Source organism: Cedecea sp. AS113 (assembly GCF_037152415.1).
GTDB lineage: Bacteria > Pseudomonadota > Gammaproteobacteria > Enterobacterales > Enterobacteriaceae > Cedecea.
The window spans coordinates 1-18,958 of sequence record NZ_JBBCMI010000013.1; the positions used below are offsets into that span (position 1 = coordinate 1).

Consider the following 18,958-nt stretch of genomic DNA (forward strand, 5'->3'; position numbering starts at 1 on the left):
GTGGGTCGTTAGCTCAGTTGGTAGAGCAGTTGACTTTTAATCAATTGGTCGCAGGTTCGAATCCTGCACGACCCACCACTTTAAAGTAGTAAGCAGTAGCAAGGCGTGAAGAGTTCGAACCTGTAGCAGGTTTGAGTTGAGCGAAAGCGAAACAACGTTGTGATAACAACGGCCCGAAGGGTGATAGTCATCCTGCACGACCCAACACTTTAAAGTAGTAAGCAGTAAAGAAGTTTGCAGTAAACCGCACAGTGGGTCGTTAGCTCAGTTGGTAGAGCAGTTGACTTTTAATCAATTGGTCGCAGGTTCGAATCCTGCACGACCCACCACTTTAAAGTAGTAAGCAGTAGCAAGGCGTGAAGGGTTCGAACCTGCAGCAGGTTTGAGTTGAGCGAAAGCGAAACAACGTTGTGATAACAACTGCCCGAAGGGTGATAGTCATCCTGCACGACCCACCACTTTAAAGTAGTAAGCAGTAAAGAAGTTAGTAGTAACCGCATAAAGCGGGTCGTTAGCTCAGTTGGTAGAGCAGTTGACTTTTAATCAATTGGTCGCAGGTTCGAATCCTGCACGACCCACCAGTGTAGAAAGGCGCCCTAAAGGCGCCTTTTTGCTATTCTTAATTCGGGTAGGGTTCGAGCCTGCAGCAGGTTCGACAAAATCGCTTTTTGATTTTGCACGTCGCTTGCGACGACCCGCAGGGTGAAATCATCCTGCACGACCCACCAGTGTAGAAAGGCGCCCTAAAGGCGCCTTTTTGCTATTCTGAATTCGGGCAGGGTTCGAGCCTGCAGCAGGTTCGACAAAATCGCTTTTTGATTTTGCATGTCGCTTGCGACGACCCCCAGGGTGAAATCATCCTGCACGACCCACCAGTGTAGAAAGGCGCCCTAAAGGCGCCTTTTTGCTATCTGCGATTTGAAAACACTGTTATTCCTGGCACTCATTCCCCACTGCTCTGTTTCTCTCTGCGCATCGAGCAATAACCCACGACATTTCGACTAAATTTCGCTATCTTGTTTAGCATATAAAACAATGAATGCCAAAGATGGCGTAAATTACGCTTTATTTGGCCTGTAATGTTAAGTCAGTAAAACGAGATTGCATGATGAGCGTAATGTTTGACCCGGAAACTGCGGTTTATCCCTTCCCACCGAAACCCACGCCTTTGAGCAGGGATGAAAAAGAATTTTATCGCGAAAAAATCAAGCGCCTGCTTAAAGAGCGGGATGCGGTGATGGTGGCACACTACTACACCGACCCGGAAATCCAGTCTCTTGCGGAAGAGACCGGCGGGTGTATTTCTGACTCGCTCGAGATGGCTCGCTTTGGCGCTAACCACCCGGCGTCCACGTTACTGGTCGCAGGGGTTCGTTTTATGGGCGAAACGGCGAAAATCCTTAGCCCCGAAAAAACCATTTTAATGCCTACCCTCAATGCCGAATGCTCACTGGATCTCGGCTGTCCGATTGAGGCGTTCAACGCTTTCTGCGACCAGCACCCGGATCGCACGGTGGTCGTCTATGCTAATACCTCTGCCGCGGTAAAAGCCCGGGCGGACTGGGTCGTGACGTCCAGTATTGCGGTAGAACTGATTGAACATCTCGACAGCCTGGGTGAGAAAATCATTTGGGCACCGGATCGCCACCTTGGCAGCTACGTGCAAAAGCAGACCGGTGCCGATGTGCTGTGCTGGCAGGGTGCCTGCATAGTGCACGATGAATTTAAAACTCAGGCGCTGGCGCGGATGAAGGCGCTGTACCCGAATGCAGCGGTGCTGGTTCATCCTGAATCACCGCAGGCCGTGGTGGATATGGCCGATGCTGTAGGCTCGACCAGCCAACTGATCAATGCGGCTAAAACTCTGCCTCACCAGCAGCTTATTGTGGCTACAGATCGCGGGATATTTTATAAAATGCAGCAGGCGTGTCCGGACAAAGAGCTACTGGAGGCGCCAACCGCAGGAGAAGGGGCAACCTGCCGCAGCTGTGCACATTGCCCGTGGATGGCAATGAACGGGCTTAAAGCGATTGCTGAGGGGCTGGAGCAGGGCGGGGCCGCACACACGATTGAAGTGGATGCGGCGCTGCGTGAAGGCGCGCTGGTTCCACTTAATCGCATGCTCGACTTTGCGGCAGAATTGCGTCGAACGATTAAAGGCAACGCGTAACAGTATTACGCTCTGGGGAGTTCATGGATTTTTTTAGCACGCAGAACATTCTCGTCCACATCCCCATTGGGGCGGGCGGGTATGACTTATCATGGATTGAAGCCGTGGGAACGCTGGCGGGATTGCTATGTATCTGGCTTGCCAGCCTGGAGAAGATAGGCAACTATGCCTTCGGGTTAATTAACGTCACGCTGTTTGCCATCATTTTCTTTCAGATTCAGCTCTACGCCAGCCTTCTTTTGCAGCTGTTCTTTTTTGTGGCGAACATTTACGGCTGGTACGCCTGGTCGCGGCAAAGCAGTAACCATCAATCCCTGCTGCAAATTCGCTGGCTACCTTTGCCTAAGGCAATTGCATGGCTGGTGATTATCGTCGCAGCGATTGGGTTGATGACGCTGTTTATCGATCCGGTCTTTGCCTTCCTGACCCGGGTTGCGGTGTCTGTGATGCAGAGTCTGGGGCTGAACGTCACCTTGCCGGAACTACAGCCAGACGCCTATCCGTTCTGGGACTCGTGCATGATGGTGCTGTCGATTGTGGCGATGATTCTTATGACCCGGAAATACGTGGAAAACTGGCTGCTGTGGACGGTCATTAACGTCATCAGCGTGGTTATCTTTGCCCTGCAGGGCGTTTACGCGATGTCGCTGGAATACCTCATTCTGACGTTCATTGCGCTGAATGGCAGCCGGATGTGGATTAACAGCGCGCGGCAGTCCGGCTCGCGCGCCTTCTCCTGATCAATGGTGATGATGGGCATGACCAGCGCTGTGGTCATGCTCATTCAGGTCGCAGTCAGGGCCGTGACAAACCTGATACTCCATCTGTACCGTGGCATGCTCTATCTGATACTCGTGCTCGAGGAAGTGATGTATGCGCGCCAGCAAAGCATCATGATCGTGGGGCGGTACAACCTGAACATGCAGCGTCATCAGCGGTTTTTCACCTACCAGCCAGATATGGACATGATGCACGTTACGCACTTCTGGTATCGAGCGGGAAAGATTGCGCTTCAGGGCTGCAATGTCGATGGCGCCCGGCGCACCTTCTAAAAGCTCATTGACGCTCTCTTTCAACAAACTCCAGGCGCTGCGTAGCACCAGGCAGGACACCAGCACCGACAGGATTGGGTCAATCGGCGTCCAGCCGGTCCAGAGGATCACCACCGCGGCCACAATTGCCCCCACTGAACCCAGCAAATCACCCAGAACATGCAGCGCTGCCGCACGGACGTTGAGGTTTTTCTCTCCGCTGCCGCTGTGCAGGATCCAGAAAGAGACCAGGTTCGCCAGCAGCCCGGCGATCGCAATGGTCAGCATTGCCCAGCCTGCAATAGGCTGAGGATTTGAGAAGCGCTGAATCGCTTCCCAGACGATAAGTATGGTGATAACCACCAAAGCGATAGCGTTTACAAAAGCGGCAAGCGTCGTCAGGCGCAGCCAGCCAAAGGTATGCCGGGCGTTGGGCGGCCGACGAGCAAAATGCACGGCCAACAAAGCAAACAGCAGCGCCGCTGTGTCGGTGAGCATATGGCCGGCATCGGCCAGCAGAGCCAGCGAGCCGGAAAGCAGGCCGCCGATAACTTCGGCAACCATAAAAATTGCCGTGATGAGAAAGGCAAACAGCAGGCGTTTTACGTTGCTATCAGCAGAGGTATGTTGGTGTGAATGCGCCATGATCTCTCGCAAAAAATTAATCCCGGTGGGCTAATTATAACTGCTCCATGGTTTCAACTGGTTGAAAGAGGCTGAAAAATCCTGCGAGTCAAAAATGGGAATGGGACCTTAATTTTCAAAATAGCATTCAATATTGAAAATTTAACATTCTTCAGTGGTAAGCATTGAAACATGGCGCTAATCCATCGATTCTCATTATGTTTTCACTGTTTTTTTCGAGTTTTCAGGATTAACTTATGAGAAGTGTAAAAGCCCGTTTACACTTGTGGTTATGCGAGTTAGATTGAAAGGATTGCAACGAAGAAAAATATCAGGATGACCCCGGAAATATCATGAATTATCAGAACGACGACTTAAGAATTAAAGAGATTAACGAGCTTCTCCCCCCTGTAGCGCTGTTGGAAAAATTCCCCGCCACTGAAAAAGCCGCCCACACTGTCTCTCAGGCGCGTAAAGCGATCCATAAAATCCTTAAAGGCAGCGACGATCGCCTGCTGGTGGTGATCGGGCCTTGCTCCATCCACGACACCAAAGCCGCCAAAGAGTACGGCGCGCGCCTGCTGGCATTGCGTGAAGAGCTTCAGGGCGAACTGGAAGTGGTGATGCGCGTCTATTTCGAAAAGCCGCGCACCACCGTGGGCTGGAAAGGTCTGATTAACGATCCGCACATGGACAGCAGCTACCAGATTAACGACGGTCTGCGTATTGCGCGTAAACTGCTGCTGGATATCAACGATTCCGGCCTGCCAGCGGCGGGGGAATTCCTCGATATGATCACGCCTCAGTATCTGGCGGATCTGATGAGCTGGGGCGCTATCGGCGCGCGTACCACTGAATCACAGGTACACCGCGAACTGGCTTCCGGCCTCTCTTGCCCGGTTGGCTTTAAAAACGGCACCGACGGCACGATCAAAGTTGCGATTGATGCCATCAACGCTGCTGGAGCGCCGCACTGCTTCCTGTCCGTAACCAAGTGGGGCCATTCAGCTATCGTTAACACTAGCGGGAACGGTGACTGCCACATTATTCTGCGTGGCGGCAAAGAGCCTAACTACAGCGCGAAGCATGTGGAAGAGGTCAAAGCTGGCCTGGTTAAAGCGGGGCTTGAGCCACAGGTGATGATCGATTTCAGCCACGCCAACAGCAGCAAACAGTTTAAAAAGCAGATGGATGTTTCTGCCGACGTTTGCGGCCAGATTGCCGGCGGCGAAAAGGCTATCATCGGCGTGATGATTGAAAGCCATCTGGTAGAAGGCAACCAAAGCCTGGAGAGCGGCGAGCCGCTGGTCTACGGCAAAAGCGTTACCGACGCCTGCATTGGCTGGGATGATACAGAAGTGGCGCTGCGTCAGCTTGCTGCTGCGGTAAAAGCTCGTCGCGGCTAATGGCCTGATTTGAGCAATAAAAAAGGCGTGGTGCTTACCACGCCTTTTGTTTGCTGACAAAGACGGAAAAATCGTGGTTTTTCCCTCTTTGTGGTTATCAGCCGAAAATCAATGAATTGATTTTCCTGTTTTTCAACAAGCCTTCTGATATTTCTTCTATAACCATAGGTTTGTCAGCAGTCTTGGGGCGTGGTGCTTGCCACGCCTTTTTTATGGGCGGAGAATTACTTCGCTTTGCCCTGGTTGGCTACTGCGGCGGCTTTCGCTGCGATTTCGTCAGCGTTGCCCAGGTAGTAACGTTTCAGCGGTTTGAAGTTCTCATCGAACTCATAAACCAGCGGTACGCCGGTAGGGATGTTCAGCTCGAGGATCTCATCTTCGCTCAGGTTATCCAGGTATTTAACCAGTGCGCGCAGGGAGTTACCGTGAGCCGCAACGATAACGCGCTCGCCGGATTTCATGCGTGGCAGAATAGACTCATTCCAGAAAGGCGTTACGCGGTCGATGGTCAGCGCCAGGCTTTCGGTAGTTGGCAGTTCGCTGTCGGTCAGTTTAGCGTAACGTGGATCGTGGCCAGGGAAGCGCTCGTCGTCTTTAGACAGCTCTGGTGGGGTGATCGCGAAGCCGCGACGCCACTGTTTAACCTGCTCGTCACCGTATTTTTCAGCGGTTTCCGCTTTGTTCAGACCCTGCAGGGCGCCGTAGTGACGCTCGTTCAGTTTCCAGGATTTCTCGACCGGCAGCCAGGCCTGGTCCAGTTCATCGAGGATGTTCCACAGTGTGTGGATGGCACGTTTCAGCACAGAGGTGTAAGCGAAGTCGAAAGTGAAGCCTTCATCCTTCAGAAGCTTACCGGCAGCCTTAGCTTCGGTACGACCTTTATCAGACAGATCAACATCATACCAACCAGTGAAGCGGTTTTCGTTGTTCCACTGGCTTTCGCCGTGACGAACCAGTACCAGCTTAGTAACAGCCATGATTTACTCCTTAATGAGCCTGGGATTAATGATAACAATTATCATTATATTGCCGCGCCATAAGCCACGGCAATGATAAACGTTTAACATAGCGAAAAAGCGCGTGGAGTGTAAGGTGGTTGTAAAAGGTTGTTATATTTTTGGCTCGATCTGGCGGGAAAGTCAGCGATTTGGTGAGAAATTGCCCTTAATGAAAAGGGCAATGGGTTTTAATGGGGCTGAAACTGGTATTCCGTAATGCTGAGATACGTCTCATCCGGTTTTAACCAGCAGTCCGGCTGCGGCCATTCCGGGTTATTTGGGCTGTCCGGCAGGAAGCCGCTCTCCAGCGCCAGACCGTTCCAGTCGCTGTAGCTTTCTTGATCGCGTGCAGGGGTGCCCGCCAGATAGTTTCCGCTATAGACCTGTAGCGCGGGCGCCGTCGTAAACACGTTCATTTCCAGCGCACCGTCGGTGGACCAGAGTCGTGCCACGGGTTGACTGAGATCTCCTTTGGCCTGCAACAGGAAAGCATGGTCGTAGCCTTTGGTGATTTGCTGATCGGCGTCGGCCAGAAAATCTTGTGCAAGCGTTTTAGGTTCACGAAAGTCAAAGCTGGTGTCGACTACTTCTTTCAGGTCTCCAGCAGGCAAGCCGCTGGCGTTGACCGGTAAATAGCTGTCGGCCAGCAATTGAAGTTTATGCTGCCGCACATCGCTTTGAACGCGGTCAAGATTGAAGTAGGCGTGGTTGGTGAGACCGACCGGGCACGGCTTATCGACGGTGGCACGAAGCTCGATGCTGATGCGGTTATCTTCCGTTAAGGCATAGCGCGCCGTGGTGTGTAATTTACCGGGGAAACCCTGATCGCCATCGCAGGAATCCAGCGCGTACGTCACAGCCTGCTCATTTTGCACGGCAATGCGCCAGCGGCGTTTGTCGAAGCCTTCCGGCCCGCCGTGAAGCTGATTTTCGCCCTGGTTAATCTCAAGCTGGAGCATTTCACCGCCAACGGTAAGCTTCCCTCCGGCAATACGGTTAGCGTAGCGCCCGACGGTCGCACCCATAAAGGCACTTTGCTGTAAATACTGCTCAGGCGAAGCGCAGCCCAGCAGCGTTTCCCGCACGCTACCGTCTTTGAGCGGCACCCGACAGGAAAGCAAGGTCGCGCCCCAGTCCATCAGCGTGACAACCATCCCCGCGCTATTGCGCAGGGTGGTAAGCCGAAACGGCTGGCCGTCCGGCGCCAGCTGCGGCGTCTCTTTTAGCATTGACCTGCTCCTTCGGAGGCTTTGCAAACGTAGAAGGTTTCTTTAATCCCGGTTTTGCTCTCGTACTGTTCTTCCACAGCCTGTTTCACGGCCGGAACGAGATCTTCAGGCACCAGGGCGACAATACAGCCCCCAAAACCACCGCCGGTCATACGTACGCCACCTTTCTCGCCAATCGTCGCTTTGACGATCTCTACCAGAGTATCGATTTGTGGCACGGTGATTTCGAAATCATCGCGCATGGAGGCGTGAGATTCGGCCATCAGCTGGCCCATGCGAACCAGGTCACCTTTGGCAAGTGCATCTGCGGCTTCCACGGTACGGATATTTTCGGTCAGCACATGACGAACGCGTTTGGCAACAATTGGATCCAGCTCGTGCGCTACGGCATTGAATTTTGCCAGCTCAACGTCGCGCAGGGCTTTCTGGCTAAAGAAACGGGCACCGGTTTCACACTGTTCGCGGCGGGTGTTGTATTCGCTCCCCACCAGCGTGCGCTTGAAGTTACTGTTGATGATGACTACTGCAGCGCCTTTTGGCATGGAGACCGCTTTCGTTCCGAGGGAGCGGCAATCAATCAGCAGGGCGTGGTCTTTCTTGCCAAGGGCGGAAATCAGCTGATCCATAATGCCGCAGTTGCAGCCGACAAACTGGTTCTCTGCTTCCTGGCCATTGAGGGCCAGCTGAGCGCCATCCAGAGGCAGGTGGTACAGATGCTGGAAGACTTTGCCGACCGCGACTTCCAGCGAAGCTGACGAGCTTAACCCTGCGCCCTGCGGCACATTCCCGCCGATCACCATATCCACGCCGGAAAAGTTTTTATCTCGCTTTTGCAGATGCTTCACTACGCCGCGAACATAGTTAGCCCACTGTTGCGTGTTATGCGAGACGATAGGGGCATCAAGGGAGAAGCTGTCCTGTTGATTGTCATAATCGGCGGCAACAACTCGCACGATACGGTCGTCTCGTTTGGCACAGCTGATAACCGTCTGGTAATCAATGGCGCAGGGCAGCACGAAACCATCGTTGTAATCGGTGTGTTCACCAATCAGGTTTACACGGCCAGGGGCCTGAATAGCATGGGTGGCCGGGTAGCCAAATTGTTCAGCGAACAGACGCTGGGTTTTCTCTTTCAGACTCATAATGACGCTCCTGACTGGCGGAAATGGATATCACTGACGGCACGCAAGCGTTCTGCGGCTTGCTCTGCGGTTAAATCTCGTTGGGTTTCGGCCAGCATTTCATAGCCGACCATAAATTTACGTACCGTGGCGCTGCGCAGCAGCGGCGGGTAGAAATGCGCGTGAAGCTGCCAGTGCTGATTGCTTTCACCGTTGAACGGTGCGCCGTGCCAGCCCATTGAGTAGGGGAAGGAGCACTGGAAGAGATTGTCATAGCGGCTGGTGAGTTTTTTCAGCGCTAACGCCAGGTCAGCACCTTGTTCTGCACTGAGGTCGGTGATACGCAGGACGTGGGTTTTGGGCAGCAGCAGCGTTTCGAACGGCCAGGCTGCCCAGTAAGGGACGACGGCCAGCCAGTGTTCGGTTTCAACCACGGTGCGGCTACCGTCCGACCGTTCACGCTGCACGTAGTCCAGCAGCATTGGGGTGCCCTGGTGGGCGAAATATTCACGTTGTAGGGCATCTTCACGGGCGACCTCATTAGGCAAAAAGCTGTTTGCCCAAACCTGTCCGTGAGGATGTGGGTTGGAGCAGCCCATGGCCGCGCCTTTGTTTTCAAATACCTGAACCCACGGGTATGTCTGCCCCAGTTCAGCGGTCTGCTGTTGCCAGGTTTGTACGACTTCTTCCAGAGCGGGAAGCGTAAGCTCTGGCAATGTTTTACTGTGGTCGGGAGAGAAGCAGATAACCCGGCTGGTACCGCGCGCGCTTTCGCAACGCATCAAGGGATCGTGGTTCACTGGGGCATCGGGCGTGTTCGTCATCAGCGCCGCAAAATCGTTGGTAAAAACGAAAGTGCCGGTGAACTCGGGATTTTTATCCCCGGTAACGCGCGTATTCCCTGGGCAAAGAAAACAGTCCGGATCGTGTGCCGGAAGTTTTTCTTGCGCAGGGGGTTCCTGCGCGCCTTGCCAGGGACGTTTCGCCCGATGTGGCGAAACTAAAATCCATTGACCCGTTAGTGGGTTATAGCGGCGATGCGGGTGATCGACCGGGTTAAACTGCTCCATCACATATCCTTAATCTTCATAACCTTGGGGATGGCGTGACTGCCAGCGCCAGGTATCGTCTGCCATTTCCTGCAGCGAACGGCTGACACGCCAGTTGAGTTCTTTGTCGGCTTTGGTGGCGTCGGCCCAGTAGGCCGGCAGATCGCCATCACGACGAGGGGCAAAGTGGTAGTTCACCGGTTTACCGCAGGCTTTGCTGAAGGCGTTCACCACGTCGAGCACGCTGCTGCCGACGCCTGCGCCCAGGTTGTAAATATGGACGCCTGGTTTACCGTTCAGTGCCTGCATAGCGGCGACGTGGCCGTCGGCGAGATCCATCACGTGGATGTAATCACGCACGCCGGTGCCATCTTCGGTTGGGTAATCGTTACCAAAGATAGCCAGCGAGTCACGGCGGCCTACGGCAACCTGCGCGATGTACGGCATCAGGTTATTTGGGATGCCCTGAGGATCTTCACCCATATCGCCCGACGGATGGGCGCCAACCGGGTTGAAGTAGCGCAGCAGCGCAACGCTCCAGTTTGGCTGAGCTTTTTGCAGGTCGGTAAGAATTTGCTCAACCATCAGCTTGCTTTGGCCGTAAGGGCTGGCGGGTTTACCGGTAGGGAAACTTTCTACATAAGGGATTTGAGGCTGGTCGCCGTAAACGGTAGCGGAAGAGCTGAAGATAAAGTTAGTGACATTTGCCGCGCGCATGGCGGCGATAAGCTTCAGGGTGCCGGTCACGTTGTTATCGTAATACTCCAGCGGCTTATTCACCGATTCTCCGACGGCTTTCAGACCGGCAAAATGGATTACGGCGTCAATACGATGATCGTGGAAAATTTCTGCCAGCAGGGCTTCGTCGCGGATATCACCGTTGATAAACAGCGGATGCTTGCCGCCCAGACGTTCAATTTCAGGCAGTACGCTGCGTTTGCTGTTGCAGAGGTTATCGAGGATCACCACGTCATGACCGTTTTGCAGCAATTGTACGCAGGTATGACTTCCAATGTAACCGCTACCACCTGTGACCAAAACTCTCATTTTTCGCTCCATATAGCTTATGGGTTAAGATAACCATAGCATAACAGATGGCTGAAAAATGTGATATGCACCAGATTAGTGGTATCGTTTACACTGCGTCAATAATATGGCTAAAGCAGTATACAAGGCATTGTAAAACAGACAGGTAGAATAAAAGCGTACGGCTATTCCGAAAGTCAGGTCAGGAATAGCCGCCGCGTGTTGCGAGATTATGCGGGAAGAATTTTTTCCAGCTGGTAGCCGTATTTGTCGCCGTCGGGTATGAACGTCAGCCGATGGGTAATGCACTGCGGCGCATCTTCGGCGTGGTGGGACACAAACAGCAGCTGCGTTTCTCCCTCGCCAATCAAAATATCGACAAAGCGGCGTATCAGCTGCCGGTTGAGCGGATCCAGCCCTTGCAGAGGCTCATCGAGGATCAGCAATGTGGGGTGCTTAACCAGCGCGCGGGCGATTAACGCCAGGCGCTGCTGCCCCCAGGACAAACTATGGAATGGCGCATCGGCGGTGGCGTTATCCATCCCTAACATATGCAGCCATTCGCGGGTCAGCTTCTGTTGACGATCTGAAACGGCCTGGTAGATCCCAATGGAGTCAAAATAGCCCGACAAAATAACGTTTCGCACGGTGGTGCTCACGCGGTAATCCAGATGCAGGCTGCTGCTGACGTACCCAATGTGCTTTTTGATATCCCAGATTGTCTCGCCGCTGCCCCGGCGGCGGCCAAACAGCGTCAGATCGTTGCTGTAGCCCTGCGGATGATCCCCTGTGATCAGGCTGAGTAGCGTTGATTTTCCTGCGCCGTTAGGGCCGACAATTTGCCAGTGCTCGCCGGGATTCACTGACCAGCTAAGTTTGTGCAGGATAGGGCGATCGTTGTATTCCACCACGCCATCGTTAAGCACAATACGAGGCTGGTTTTCCGGCAGCGTATAGCGAGCGGACGGATCGTCAGCTTCCGGGAGCGCCACGCCCGCCAGCTTCTCGCTGTGGGCCAACTGAGCGATGAGCGCCTGCTCAAGTAGCGCCTGCTTTTTACCACTTTCTGTCAGCGTGCAGTCCGCCAGCACGCCGGCAAATTGCACAAAATCCGGGATTTCATCGAATCGGTTCAGGACCAGAACCAGGGTGTAGCCCTGGGCGCTAAGCTGCTCGAGAAGGCTTGCCAACTGCTGGCGGGATTTCACGTCCAGCCCGTCGAACGGCTCATCCAGGATCAGCAGTTCTGGCTCTGACATCAACGCCTGGCAAAGCAGCGTTTTGCGCGTTTCCCCCGTCGACAGGTATTTAAAGCGGCGAGTGAGCAAATGTTCAATGCCAAACAGCGCGGCCAGTTCGCCGCAACGAGCCTCATCGACCACCTCTTCCTGTATAATTTCTGCGGTGGTGCGACCGGTGTCGTCTTCGTCGGCGCTTAGCATATCGGTGTTATTACGCTGCCATTCGTCGCTGACCAGCTTTTGCAACTGTTCAAAAGAGAGATGAGCAATGCGGGTGAAGCCGCAGTGGCGTTCGCCCTTCATGATGGGCAGGCTACCGGCCAGCGCACGGGCAAGAGCGGATTTGCCGCTGCCGTTCGCCCCAACAAAGGCCCAGCTTTCTCCGGCGCGAAGGGTAAGGTCGTTCAGGGTAAGGGTTTTTATGTCGCTAAGGTGAAACGTACCTTGCGAAATTTGCAACGCAGACATGTTTTATCCCATTTCTTGCAGCGATGAGGCTACAGAAATACGGCGTGTCTGCGCTGATGTCAATGAGAAGCGGACTTTTAGCAGAGTGTCGCGACAATCACCCTGTCTGCATTGAAATATGCTGTGACCTTAGCACCTTCTGCCAGCGCCTGTTGTTCTACGTGGATATTCGGCAGGGTGGCGCACAGCGTCTGGCCATCCGCCAACTGAACCAGCACTTCACTTTGTTCTTTGCCCTGCTCAATGCTGCTGATTTTGCCCGGCAACTGGTTATCGGCATTGCCCGCCGCATTAGCATCAGTGGTGACGTCTATCCACGGCGCTTTGATAAGCACCAATACTTCTTTGCCTTCGTCCAGCCCAAGCCGCTCTGCGCTTTGGCGGGTAATCGCCGCTTTCAGACGAGTTTCACCGTCAGCCAGCAGAATATCGACGTGCTGCTGAACCTGTTCGTCATCGCGTTTAAGTACCGTACCAAACAGCTGATTGCGGGCGCTTGTTTGCAGCGAAAAGCGGGAAATGGCGGCGAGCAGACTGTCTAAAGGCAGGGCATCATCCTGCAGAACATCAAAGGCCTTTTGTTGAATTTGCGCGAGCAGATCGTAAAGCTGAATAAGGCGCTCGCCGTACCGTGTCAGAACGGCACCGCCGCCGCCTTTGCCGCCGGTGGCGCGATCAACCAGGTTTGATTCTGCCAACTGGTTCATTTCGTTAATGGCATCCCAGGCGCTTTTGTAACTGATACCCGCCAGTTTTGCACCCTGGCTAATGGAGCCCGTGTGGCGAATTTGTTTAAGCAGCGCAATGCGTCGCGGGTCGGCGAACAGCCGTTGCTGGAGTTTCAGCGTTAATAAAATTTCAGCCTGCATAGTTTCTCCGCGCCGCAAACCGGCTCAGCGTTTCCCTTTGTAATCATGGGGAAAATTATATCAGCTCGCCGCCAGGGGACAAATCGTTCCTGATTGAGCACAGCAATTTCAGGGTTACTGTTCGGTTATATCGAATTAATAACCGGTTTTTGTCTGTTTATTAGATTTTAATTTTTATTAACCCGGTCTTATTCAGAGATTAATTTCATTAAAAGAATAGTTTCATCGTGTCATTACCTTTATTATCCCTGCCGTACATTGGATGACAGCACAGACATTTGTCGGGATTGGGGGCAACTATGAGTACGTCGACAACAAAAGGAAATGAGGCAAAAGATAACCGCTTACTGAACGGTTTTCTTAACGCCATCGAAAAAGCTGGTAACCGACTGCCGGAACCCGCGCTGATTTTCTTCTATTTTTTACTGGTTGTGATGGGGCTATCCGCCGTGCTGTCACAGCTGGAGTTTGACATCGTTAATCCGGTAACGCAGCAGGCCGTGCAGGTCAATAACCTGCTTTCCGCCGAGGCGTTAACGCTTACGCTTTCTACGATGGTGACCACTTTTACCAGCTTTGCTCCTTTAGGCATTGTTCTGGTGGCGATGCTGGGCGTCGGCGTTGCCGAAAGCTCCGGCTTTATTAACGTTGCGCTGAAAAAAATGCTGCGCGTTACGCCGAAAAAACTGCTGACGCCGATGCTGATTTTTGTCGCTATGTTTAGCCACGTCGCGGCGGATGCGGGATATGTGCTGGTGATCCCTCTCGGTGCCATTATTTTTATGTCTGCCGGACGCCATCCTTTGGTGGGGATCGCGGCGGCATTTTCCGGCGTATCCGGTGGCTTTGCGGCCAATATGGTGCCAACCGGGAACGACGCGCTGCTGCAAGGTTTCACCCAGGCCGCGGCTCAACTGCTCGACTCAACGTATACCGTGAACACGCTGTGTAATCTGTTCTTCGGGATCGGCTCAACAATATTGATTACTCTCGTTGGCTGGTGGGTGACGGAGAAAATCGTCGAGCCCCGGGTCAGTAAAATGGCGGTTGATGGCGACTTTAAGCATGATGAAGATATGTCCAGCGTCACGCCAGAAGAGAGCCGGGCATTCCGTCGTGCGGGGTTGGTGATGCTCCTTAGTTTGCTGGGGCTTGCCGCTGTTGCCTGGCCTGAAAGCTCAACGCTGCGCAGCCCTGAAGGCGCGTTAACCGACTTCGGCGCGCCTATCATGAAGTCAATCGTGCCGCTTATCTTCCTTATTTTTATCCTGCCGGGCATTGTCTATGGTTTTGCGGCAGGAACCTTTAAATCGGGGAAAGACGTCATTGGGGCAATGAACGACTCAATGAGCAAAATGGGTTCTTATATGGTGATGGCGTTTTTCTGTGCGCTGTTTATCAAAGCCTTCAGCGATTCGAATATTGGTACGCTGGTGGCGCTGGCGGGGGCGGACGGCCTGAAAGCCATGGCGCTGCCGGGAGAGGCGACAATCATCGGTATGGTGCTGCTGACGGCGCTGGTTAATCTGCTGATTGGTTCGGCTTCGGCAAAATGGGCGCTGCTGTCGCCTATTATGGTACCGATGCTTATGGCCGTTGGGATATCGCCAGAGCTTACGCAGGCGGCATTCCGCATCGGTGATTCTTCCACAAACATTATCACGCCGATGATGGTGTTCTTCCCGCTGATTGTGATTTACTGCCAGCGCTATGTGAAAGGCGCTGGCGTGGGCACGCTGGTGTCGATGATGATGCCTTATTCTATCGCCTTCCTGGTGAGCTGGAGCCTCTTCCTGCTGGTATGGTGGGGGCTTGAAATGCCGCTTGGTATTGCGGCACCTTATACCTGGTCAGCCGGATAAGCCGAGGCGGGCGGGCAAATGGCACAAAAGGAGAGTGCGTTTTTCTCAACTGACGCTAGAATAATCACTCTCGTTTTTGCCGGAGGCAACTATGTTCGAGTTATTGAAAAGCCTGGTGTTTGCCGTGGTCATGGTGCCGGTTGTGATGGCAGTGATCCTCGGTCTCATCTACGGATTGGGTGAAGTGTTTAACGTCTTTTCAAAAGTCGGTCATCGCGACCAACAGCCGAAACAGCATCACTGATTCCCTGAAGGCCCGGCATTTGCCGGGTTTTCTCTTTCTGCCGCCTTAGCGCCCTCTACATACGCTCTTTCCGTTGATCTCCGTCAAGAACTTTAAAGCCCTTCTTCTTTCTGCCGATAAATTCTGTATCTTCCGCATTGCAATCGTTATATTTCACGTTACATAACGAAACAAACGGAGTGAAAACATGAATCAACGTTGGGTTCGCCTCGCCCTGGGTGCGGCATTATCTGTTTCTCTGGCAGGCCAGGCACTGGCTGAAAGCAGTAAAATTACCGTCTTTGCGGCGGCGTCGTTAACCAATGCGATGCAGGATATTGCCACGCAATATCAGAAAGAGAAGAAAGTTGAGATTGCTTCTTCTTTTGCCTCTTCTTCCACGCTCGCTCGCCAGATTGAAGCGGGGGCGCCGGCCGATCTGTTTATTTCTGCCGATCAGAAATGGATGGATTATGCTGTTGAGAAAGACACCATCAAAACGGACACTCGCGAAACGCTACTGGGTAACAGCCTGGTTGTCGTTGCGCCAACCGCCAGCAAGCAGGGCGACATCACCATTGATGCGAAAACCGACTGGGCATCGCTGCTGAAAGGTGGCCGTCTGGCCGTGGGCGATCCCGATCATGTTCCTGCGGGGATATACGCCAAAGAGGCGCTGCAAAAGCTGGGCGCATGGGACAGTTTATCCAGTAAACTTGCTCCGGCGGAAGATGTCCGTGGTGCGCTGGCGCTGGTTGAGCGCGACGAAGCGCCGCTGGGCATCGTTTACGGTTCTGACGCCGTCGCTGGAAAAGGCGTAAAAGTCGTGGGCACCTTCCCGGAAGATTCCCACAAGAAAGTGGAATACCCGATTGCGATTGTGAAAGGCCACGATAACCCGTCAGTGACCGCGTTCTATAGCTATCTGAAAGGACCGGAAGCGGCGAAAGTCTTCCAAAAATACGGATTTACGACGAAACAATGATATTGAGCGATCCCGAGTGGCAGGCGGTACTGCTAAGCCTAAAAGTCTCATCTATTGCGGTACTCTTCAGCCTTCCTGTCGGGATCTTCTTTGCCTGGGTGCTGGTTCGTTGCCGCTTCCCGGGCAAAGCCTTGCTCGATAGCCTGATTCATCTTCCCTTAGTCCTGCCGCCGGTGGTGGTGGGCTATTTGCTCTTGGTGGCTTTTGGCCGCCGCGGTTTTATTGGTGCCTGGCTGTATGACTGGTTTGGCATTACCTTCGCCTTTAGCTGGCGAGGGGCGGTGCTGGCGGCGGCGGTTATGTCTTTCCCGCTGATGGTCAGGGCAATCCGCCTTGCGCTGGAAGGGGTTGATCTCCGTCTTGAGCAGGCCGCCAGAACGCTGGGCGCAGGGCGCTGGCGTGTCTTTTGCACCATTACTTTGCCGTTAACGTTGCCGGGTATTATTGCGGGTACCGTGCTGGCTTTTGCCCGCTCGCTGGGCGAGTTTGGCGCGACAATTACTTTTGTGTCCAACATTCCCGGTGAAACCCGAACGCTGCCTTCGGCCATGTATACCCTGATTCAAACCCCCGGCGGAGAAAGCGCCGCCGCACGTTTGTGCCTGATTGCTATCGCGCTGGCGATGGCCTCGCTGCTGGTGGCCGAATGGCTGGCGAGAGTCAGCCGCAAGCGTATGGGGGCAAACTGATGCTGGAACTTAACTTCGTTCAGACGCTGGGTACGCACCGGCTGGAAATCAACGAAACCCTGCCGGGCCAGGGCATCACGGCTGTTTTTGGCGTTTCTGGGGCAGGGAAAACCTCATTAATCAATGCGATTAGCGGCCTGACTAAGCCGGAGAAGGGGCGTATCGTGCTGAACGATCGCGTTCTGAGCGATGCCGAAAAACAGCTTTATCTGCCGCCGGAAAAACGCCGGGTGGGCTATGTCTTCCAGGATGCGCGCCTGTTCCCGCACTACCGAGTTCGCGGCAATTTAAAATACGGCATGGCAAAAAGCATGGCCGGCCAGTTTGATAAGCTGGTGGCATTGCTCGGCATCGAAGAGTTGCTGGAGCGTTTTCCCTGGAGCCTTTCCGGCGGTGAAAAGCAGCGTGTTGCCATTGGACGGGCACTTCTGACCGCGCCGGAACTGCTGCTGCTGGACGAGCCGCTAGCCTCTCTGGATATTCCCCGTAAACGTGAATTGTTGCCTTATCTCCAGCGGCTCGCCCGCGAGATCAATATTCCCATGCTGTACGTGAGCCACTCGCTGGAGGAAATCTTACATCTGGCGGATAAAGTGCTGGTGCTGGATGCGGGAAATGTTAAAGCGTTTGGTAACCTTGAAGAGGTTTGGGGCAGCAGCGTGATGCATCCGTGGCTGCCTAAAGAGCAGCAAAGCAGCGTGCTGAAAGTGACCGTGCTTGAGCATCATCCTCATTACGCTATGACGGCGCTGGCGCTTGGCGATCAGCACCTGTGGGTGAACAAAATCGACAAACCGGTGCAGGCCCCACTGCGCATTCGCATCCAGGCTTCTGACGTCTCGCTGGTGCTTCAGCCGCCGGTTAACAGTAGTATTCGTAACGTGCTGCGGGCAAGGGTTGCCCAGTGCTTTGACGACGAAGGGCAGGTGGAGGTTCAGCTCGAAGTGGGCTCCCGCACGCTGTGGGCGCGCATCAGCCCCTGGGCCCGGGACGAACTGGCGGTAAAACCCGGCCAGTGGCTGTATGCGCAAGTGAAAAGCGTGTCGATCGCAACCTGATTACAGCACGTACTTATAAAGCGTTTCGGCGATTCCGGTTTCCAGATTCGTGCCGATAGTCATATCGGCGCGGGATTTAATTGCGTCGTCAGCATTGCCCATGGCGACGCCCATCCCGGCGCTTTCCAGCATGCTCAGATCGTTGTAGTTGTCACCGAACGCAATCACCTGATCCATGGCCAGACCCTGAGACGCTACCCACTGAGCCAGACGGGCGCCTTTACTGTTGCCTCGCTGGGCGACGTCAACCTGATCGTGCCACGACCACTCGCAGGAGAGATCCAGTTCGCGCTCTACCTCAACGGTAAACTGCTTGAGCTTAGGAATATCTGAATCCGTCAGGGCGAATTTCCAGATAGCCTCCACATCCTGAGCCGCCTCTTTGAGTGAAGGCACGCTACGGAAAACCGGCCGCTGCTGTTCAGGTAATGATTGCGCCCAGGTCTGGGTGCGGGCGACGTGGGCTTTGACGTGTTCTGAGCTTTCGAGATAAAGCATCGCATCGTCGACGTACATCAGGCCATGTACCCGGTGAGCGGCCAGTAAATCCACCATTTGTGCGGCCTGCTCCGGGCGAAGAGGATCGGACGCCAGAACCTTTTTTGCATGATAATCATACAAATAAGTGCCATTGCAGCAAATTGCAGGTGTATCCAAAGCCAGTGCCTGATAAAAAGGATGTATGGCGACATGATGGCGACCCGTTACGATAACCACTTTCACGCCCGCTTCGCGAGCTTGCTGAAGGGCCGTAATGGACTCCGGGAGAATGGTTTTTTGCGGGGTCAGTAGGGTGCCATCGAGATCGAGAGCAATTACGCGATAACTCATTTAGGGTTCCAGTCATTATTCATAAGGTTCGTTCCGATGGTACACCGCTCACGCTATAGCGCAAAATAGCTCGCGCCG

Annotated in this window: 17 protein-coding genes, 3 tRNA genes and 3 other RNA genes; 14 read left to right on the forward strand and 9 right to left on the reverse strand. The window is 53.8% G+C overall.

The features are described 5' to 3' along the window. Positions 1 to 2 precede the first annotated feature (2 nt). The 8 genes from WFN87_RS15585 (at position 3) to pnuC (ending at position 2,910) form a co-directional block, all read left to right on the forward strand. A tRNA-Lys gene (locus WFN87_RS15585) sits at positions 3 to 78 on the forward strand. Positions 79 to 91: 13 nt separating this feature from the next. Continuing rightward, positions 92 to 207, forward strand: a non-coding RNA gene (locus tag WFN87_RS15590) — RtT sRNA. Positions 208 to 253: 46 nt separating this feature from the next. Next, positions 254 to 329 (forward strand) — tRNA-Lys (locus WFN87_RS15595). Positions 330 to 342: 13 nt separating this feature from the next. Then, a non-coding RNA gene (locus WFN87_RS15600) (RtT sRNA) lies at positions 343 to 458 on the forward strand. A gap of 47 nt (positions 459 to 505) precedes the next feature. Beyond that, positions 506 to 581, forward strand: a tRNA-Lys gene (locus tag WFN87_RS15605). Between the two features lie 31 nt (positions 582 to 612). Continuing rightward, a non-coding RNA gene (locus WFN87_RS24160) (RtT sRNA) lies at positions 613 to 728 on the forward strand. A gap of 380 nt (positions 729 to 1,108) precedes the next feature. Next, positions 1,109 to 2,170 (forward strand): quinolinate synthase NadA, encoded by a 1,062-nt coding sequence (nadA, locus tag WFN87_RS15610; RefSeq protein WP_336982295.1) that lies wholly within the window; start codon positions 1,109 to 1,111, stop codon positions 2,168 to 2,170. Positions 2,171 to 2,193: 23 nt separating this feature from the next. Continuing rightward, positions 2,194 to 2,910: a nicotinamide riboside transporter PnuC gene (gene pnuC / locus WFN87_RS15615; protein ID WP_166875773.1), complete on the forward strand. Its 717-nt coding sequence runs from the start codon at positions 2,194 to 2,196 to the stop codon at positions 2,908 to 2,910. Here the strand turns inward: pnuC and zitB are convergent, their stop codons facing one another. Further along, positions 2,911 to 3,846 carry a CDF family zinc transporter ZitB gene (zitB, locus tag WFN87_RS15620; protein WP_336982243.1) on the reverse strand — a complete coding sequence of 312 codons (936 nt, stop codon included), beginning with the start codon at positions 3,844 to 3,846 and terminating at the stop codon, positions 2,911 to 2,913. 332 nt (positions 3,847 to 4,178) lie between these two features. Here zitB and aroG point away from each other — a divergent pair, with 332 nt between their 5' ends. Next, the gene (aroG, locus tag WFN87_RS15625) at positions 4,179 to 5,231 is read left to right on the forward strand and encodes a 3-deoxy-7-phosphoheptulonate synthase AroG (protein ID WP_008456184.1); all 1,053 of its coding nucleotides are present in this window, start codon (positions 4,179 to 4,181) and stop codon (positions 5,229 to 5,231) included. A gap of 224 nt (positions 5,232 to 5,455) precedes the next feature. Here the strand turns inward: aroG and gpmA are convergent, their stop codons facing one another. The 7 genes from gpmA to modE form a co-directional block, all read right to left on the reverse strand. After that, entirely contained in the window at positions 5,456 to 6,208 is a 753-nt protein-coding gene (gene gpmA, locus WFN87_RS15630) for a 2,3-diphosphoglycerate-dependent phosphoglycerate mutase (RefSeq protein ID WP_008456186.1), read from the reverse strand. Positions 6,209 to 6,417: 209 nt separating this feature from the next. Beyond that, positions 6,418 to 7,458 (reverse strand): galactose-1-epimerase, encoded by a 1,041-nt coding sequence (gene galM / locus WFN87_RS15635; RefSeq protein WP_336709353.1) that lies wholly within the window; start codon positions 7,456 to 7,458, stop codon positions 6,418 to 6,420. Next, a complete protein-coding gene (gene galK, locus WFN87_RS15640; RefSeq protein WP_336982244.1) occupies positions 7,452 to 8,600 on the reverse strand; it encodes a galactokinase in 1,149 nt (382 codons plus the stop codon). The genes galM and galK overlap by 7 nt, the downstream gene beginning before the upstream one ends. Then, positions 8,597 to 9,649 carry a galactose-1-phosphate uridylyltransferase gene (gene galT / locus WFN87_RS15645; protein WP_336982245.1) on the reverse strand — a complete coding sequence of 351 codons (1,053 nt, stop codon included), beginning with the start codon at positions 9,647 to 9,649 and terminating at the stop codon, positions 8,597 to 8,599. The genes galK and galT overlap by 4 nt, the downstream gene beginning before the upstream one ends. Positions 9,650 to 9,658: 9 nt before the next feature. After that, positions 9,659 to 10,675, reverse strand: a complete 1,017-nt coding sequence (galE, locus tag WFN87_RS15650) for a UDP-glucose 4-epimerase GalE (RefSeq protein ID WP_008456192.1) — start codon at positions 10,673 to 10,675, stop codon at positions 9,659 to 9,661. Between the two features lie 209 nt (positions 10,676 to 10,884). Further along, the gene (gene modF, locus WFN87_RS15655) at positions 10,885 to 12,363 is read right to left on the reverse strand and encodes a molybdate ABC transporter ATP-binding protein ModF (RefSeq protein ID WP_008456204.1); all 1,479 of its coding nucleotides are present in this window, start codon (positions 12,361 to 12,363) and stop codon (positions 10,885 to 10,887) included. Between the two features lie 77 nt (positions 12,364 to 12,440). Then, on the reverse strand, positions 12,441 to 13,232 hold the full coding sequence (gene modE, locus WFN87_RS15660; RefSeq protein WP_166995320.1) for a molybdenum-dependent transcriptional regulator: 792 nt from the start codon (positions 13,230 to 13,232) through the stop codon (positions 12,441 to 12,443). Between the two features lie 299 nt (positions 13,233 to 13,531). On the opposite strand from modE, the gene WFN87_RS15665 reads away from it, so the two are divergent. The 5 genes from WFN87_RS15665 to modC all read left to right on the forward strand — a co-directional run bounded on the left by WFN87_RS15665 (position 13,532) and on the right by modC (position 18,049). Further along, the gene (locus WFN87_RS15665; RefSeq protein WP_166995322.1) at positions 13,532 to 15,094 is read left to right on the forward strand and encodes an AbgT family transporter; all 1,563 of its coding nucleotides are present in this window, start codon (positions 13,532 to 13,534) and stop codon (positions 15,092 to 15,094) included. Between the two features lie 91 nt (positions 15,095 to 15,185). Further along, entirely contained in the window at positions 15,186 to 15,338 is a 153-nt protein-coding gene (locus tag WFN87_RS15670) for an AcrZ family multidrug efflux pump-associated protein (protein WP_008456213.1), read from the forward strand. Between the two features lie 187 nt (positions 15,339 to 15,525). After that, entirely contained in the window at positions 15,526 to 16,302 is a 777-nt protein-coding gene (modA, locus tag WFN87_RS15675; protein WP_166995326.1) for a molybdate ABC transporter substrate-binding protein, read from the forward strand. After that, positions 16,299 to 16,991: a molybdate ABC transporter permease subunit gene (gene modB, locus WFN87_RS15680; RefSeq protein WP_008456216.1), complete on the forward strand. Its 693-nt coding sequence runs from the start codon at positions 16,299 to 16,301 to the stop codon at positions 16,989 to 16,991. Before modA ends, modB begins: the two co-directional genes overlap by 4 nt. Further along, entirely contained in the window at positions 16,991 to 18,049 is a 1,059-nt protein-coding gene (gene modC / locus WFN87_RS15685; protein WP_336709390.1) for a molybdenum ABC transporter ATP-binding protein ModC, read from the forward strand. The genes modB and modC overlap by 1 nt, the downstream gene beginning before the upstream one ends. On the opposite strand, the gene WFN87_RS15690 is transcribed toward modC, so the two are convergent. Next, a complete protein-coding gene (locus tag WFN87_RS15690; RefSeq protein WP_166995328.1) occupies positions 18,050 to 18,880 on the reverse strand; it encodes a pyridoxal phosphatase in 831 nt (276 codons plus the stop codon). It lies immediately after the preceding gene. Between the last annotated feature and the right edge of the window lie 78 nt (positions 18,881 to 18,958).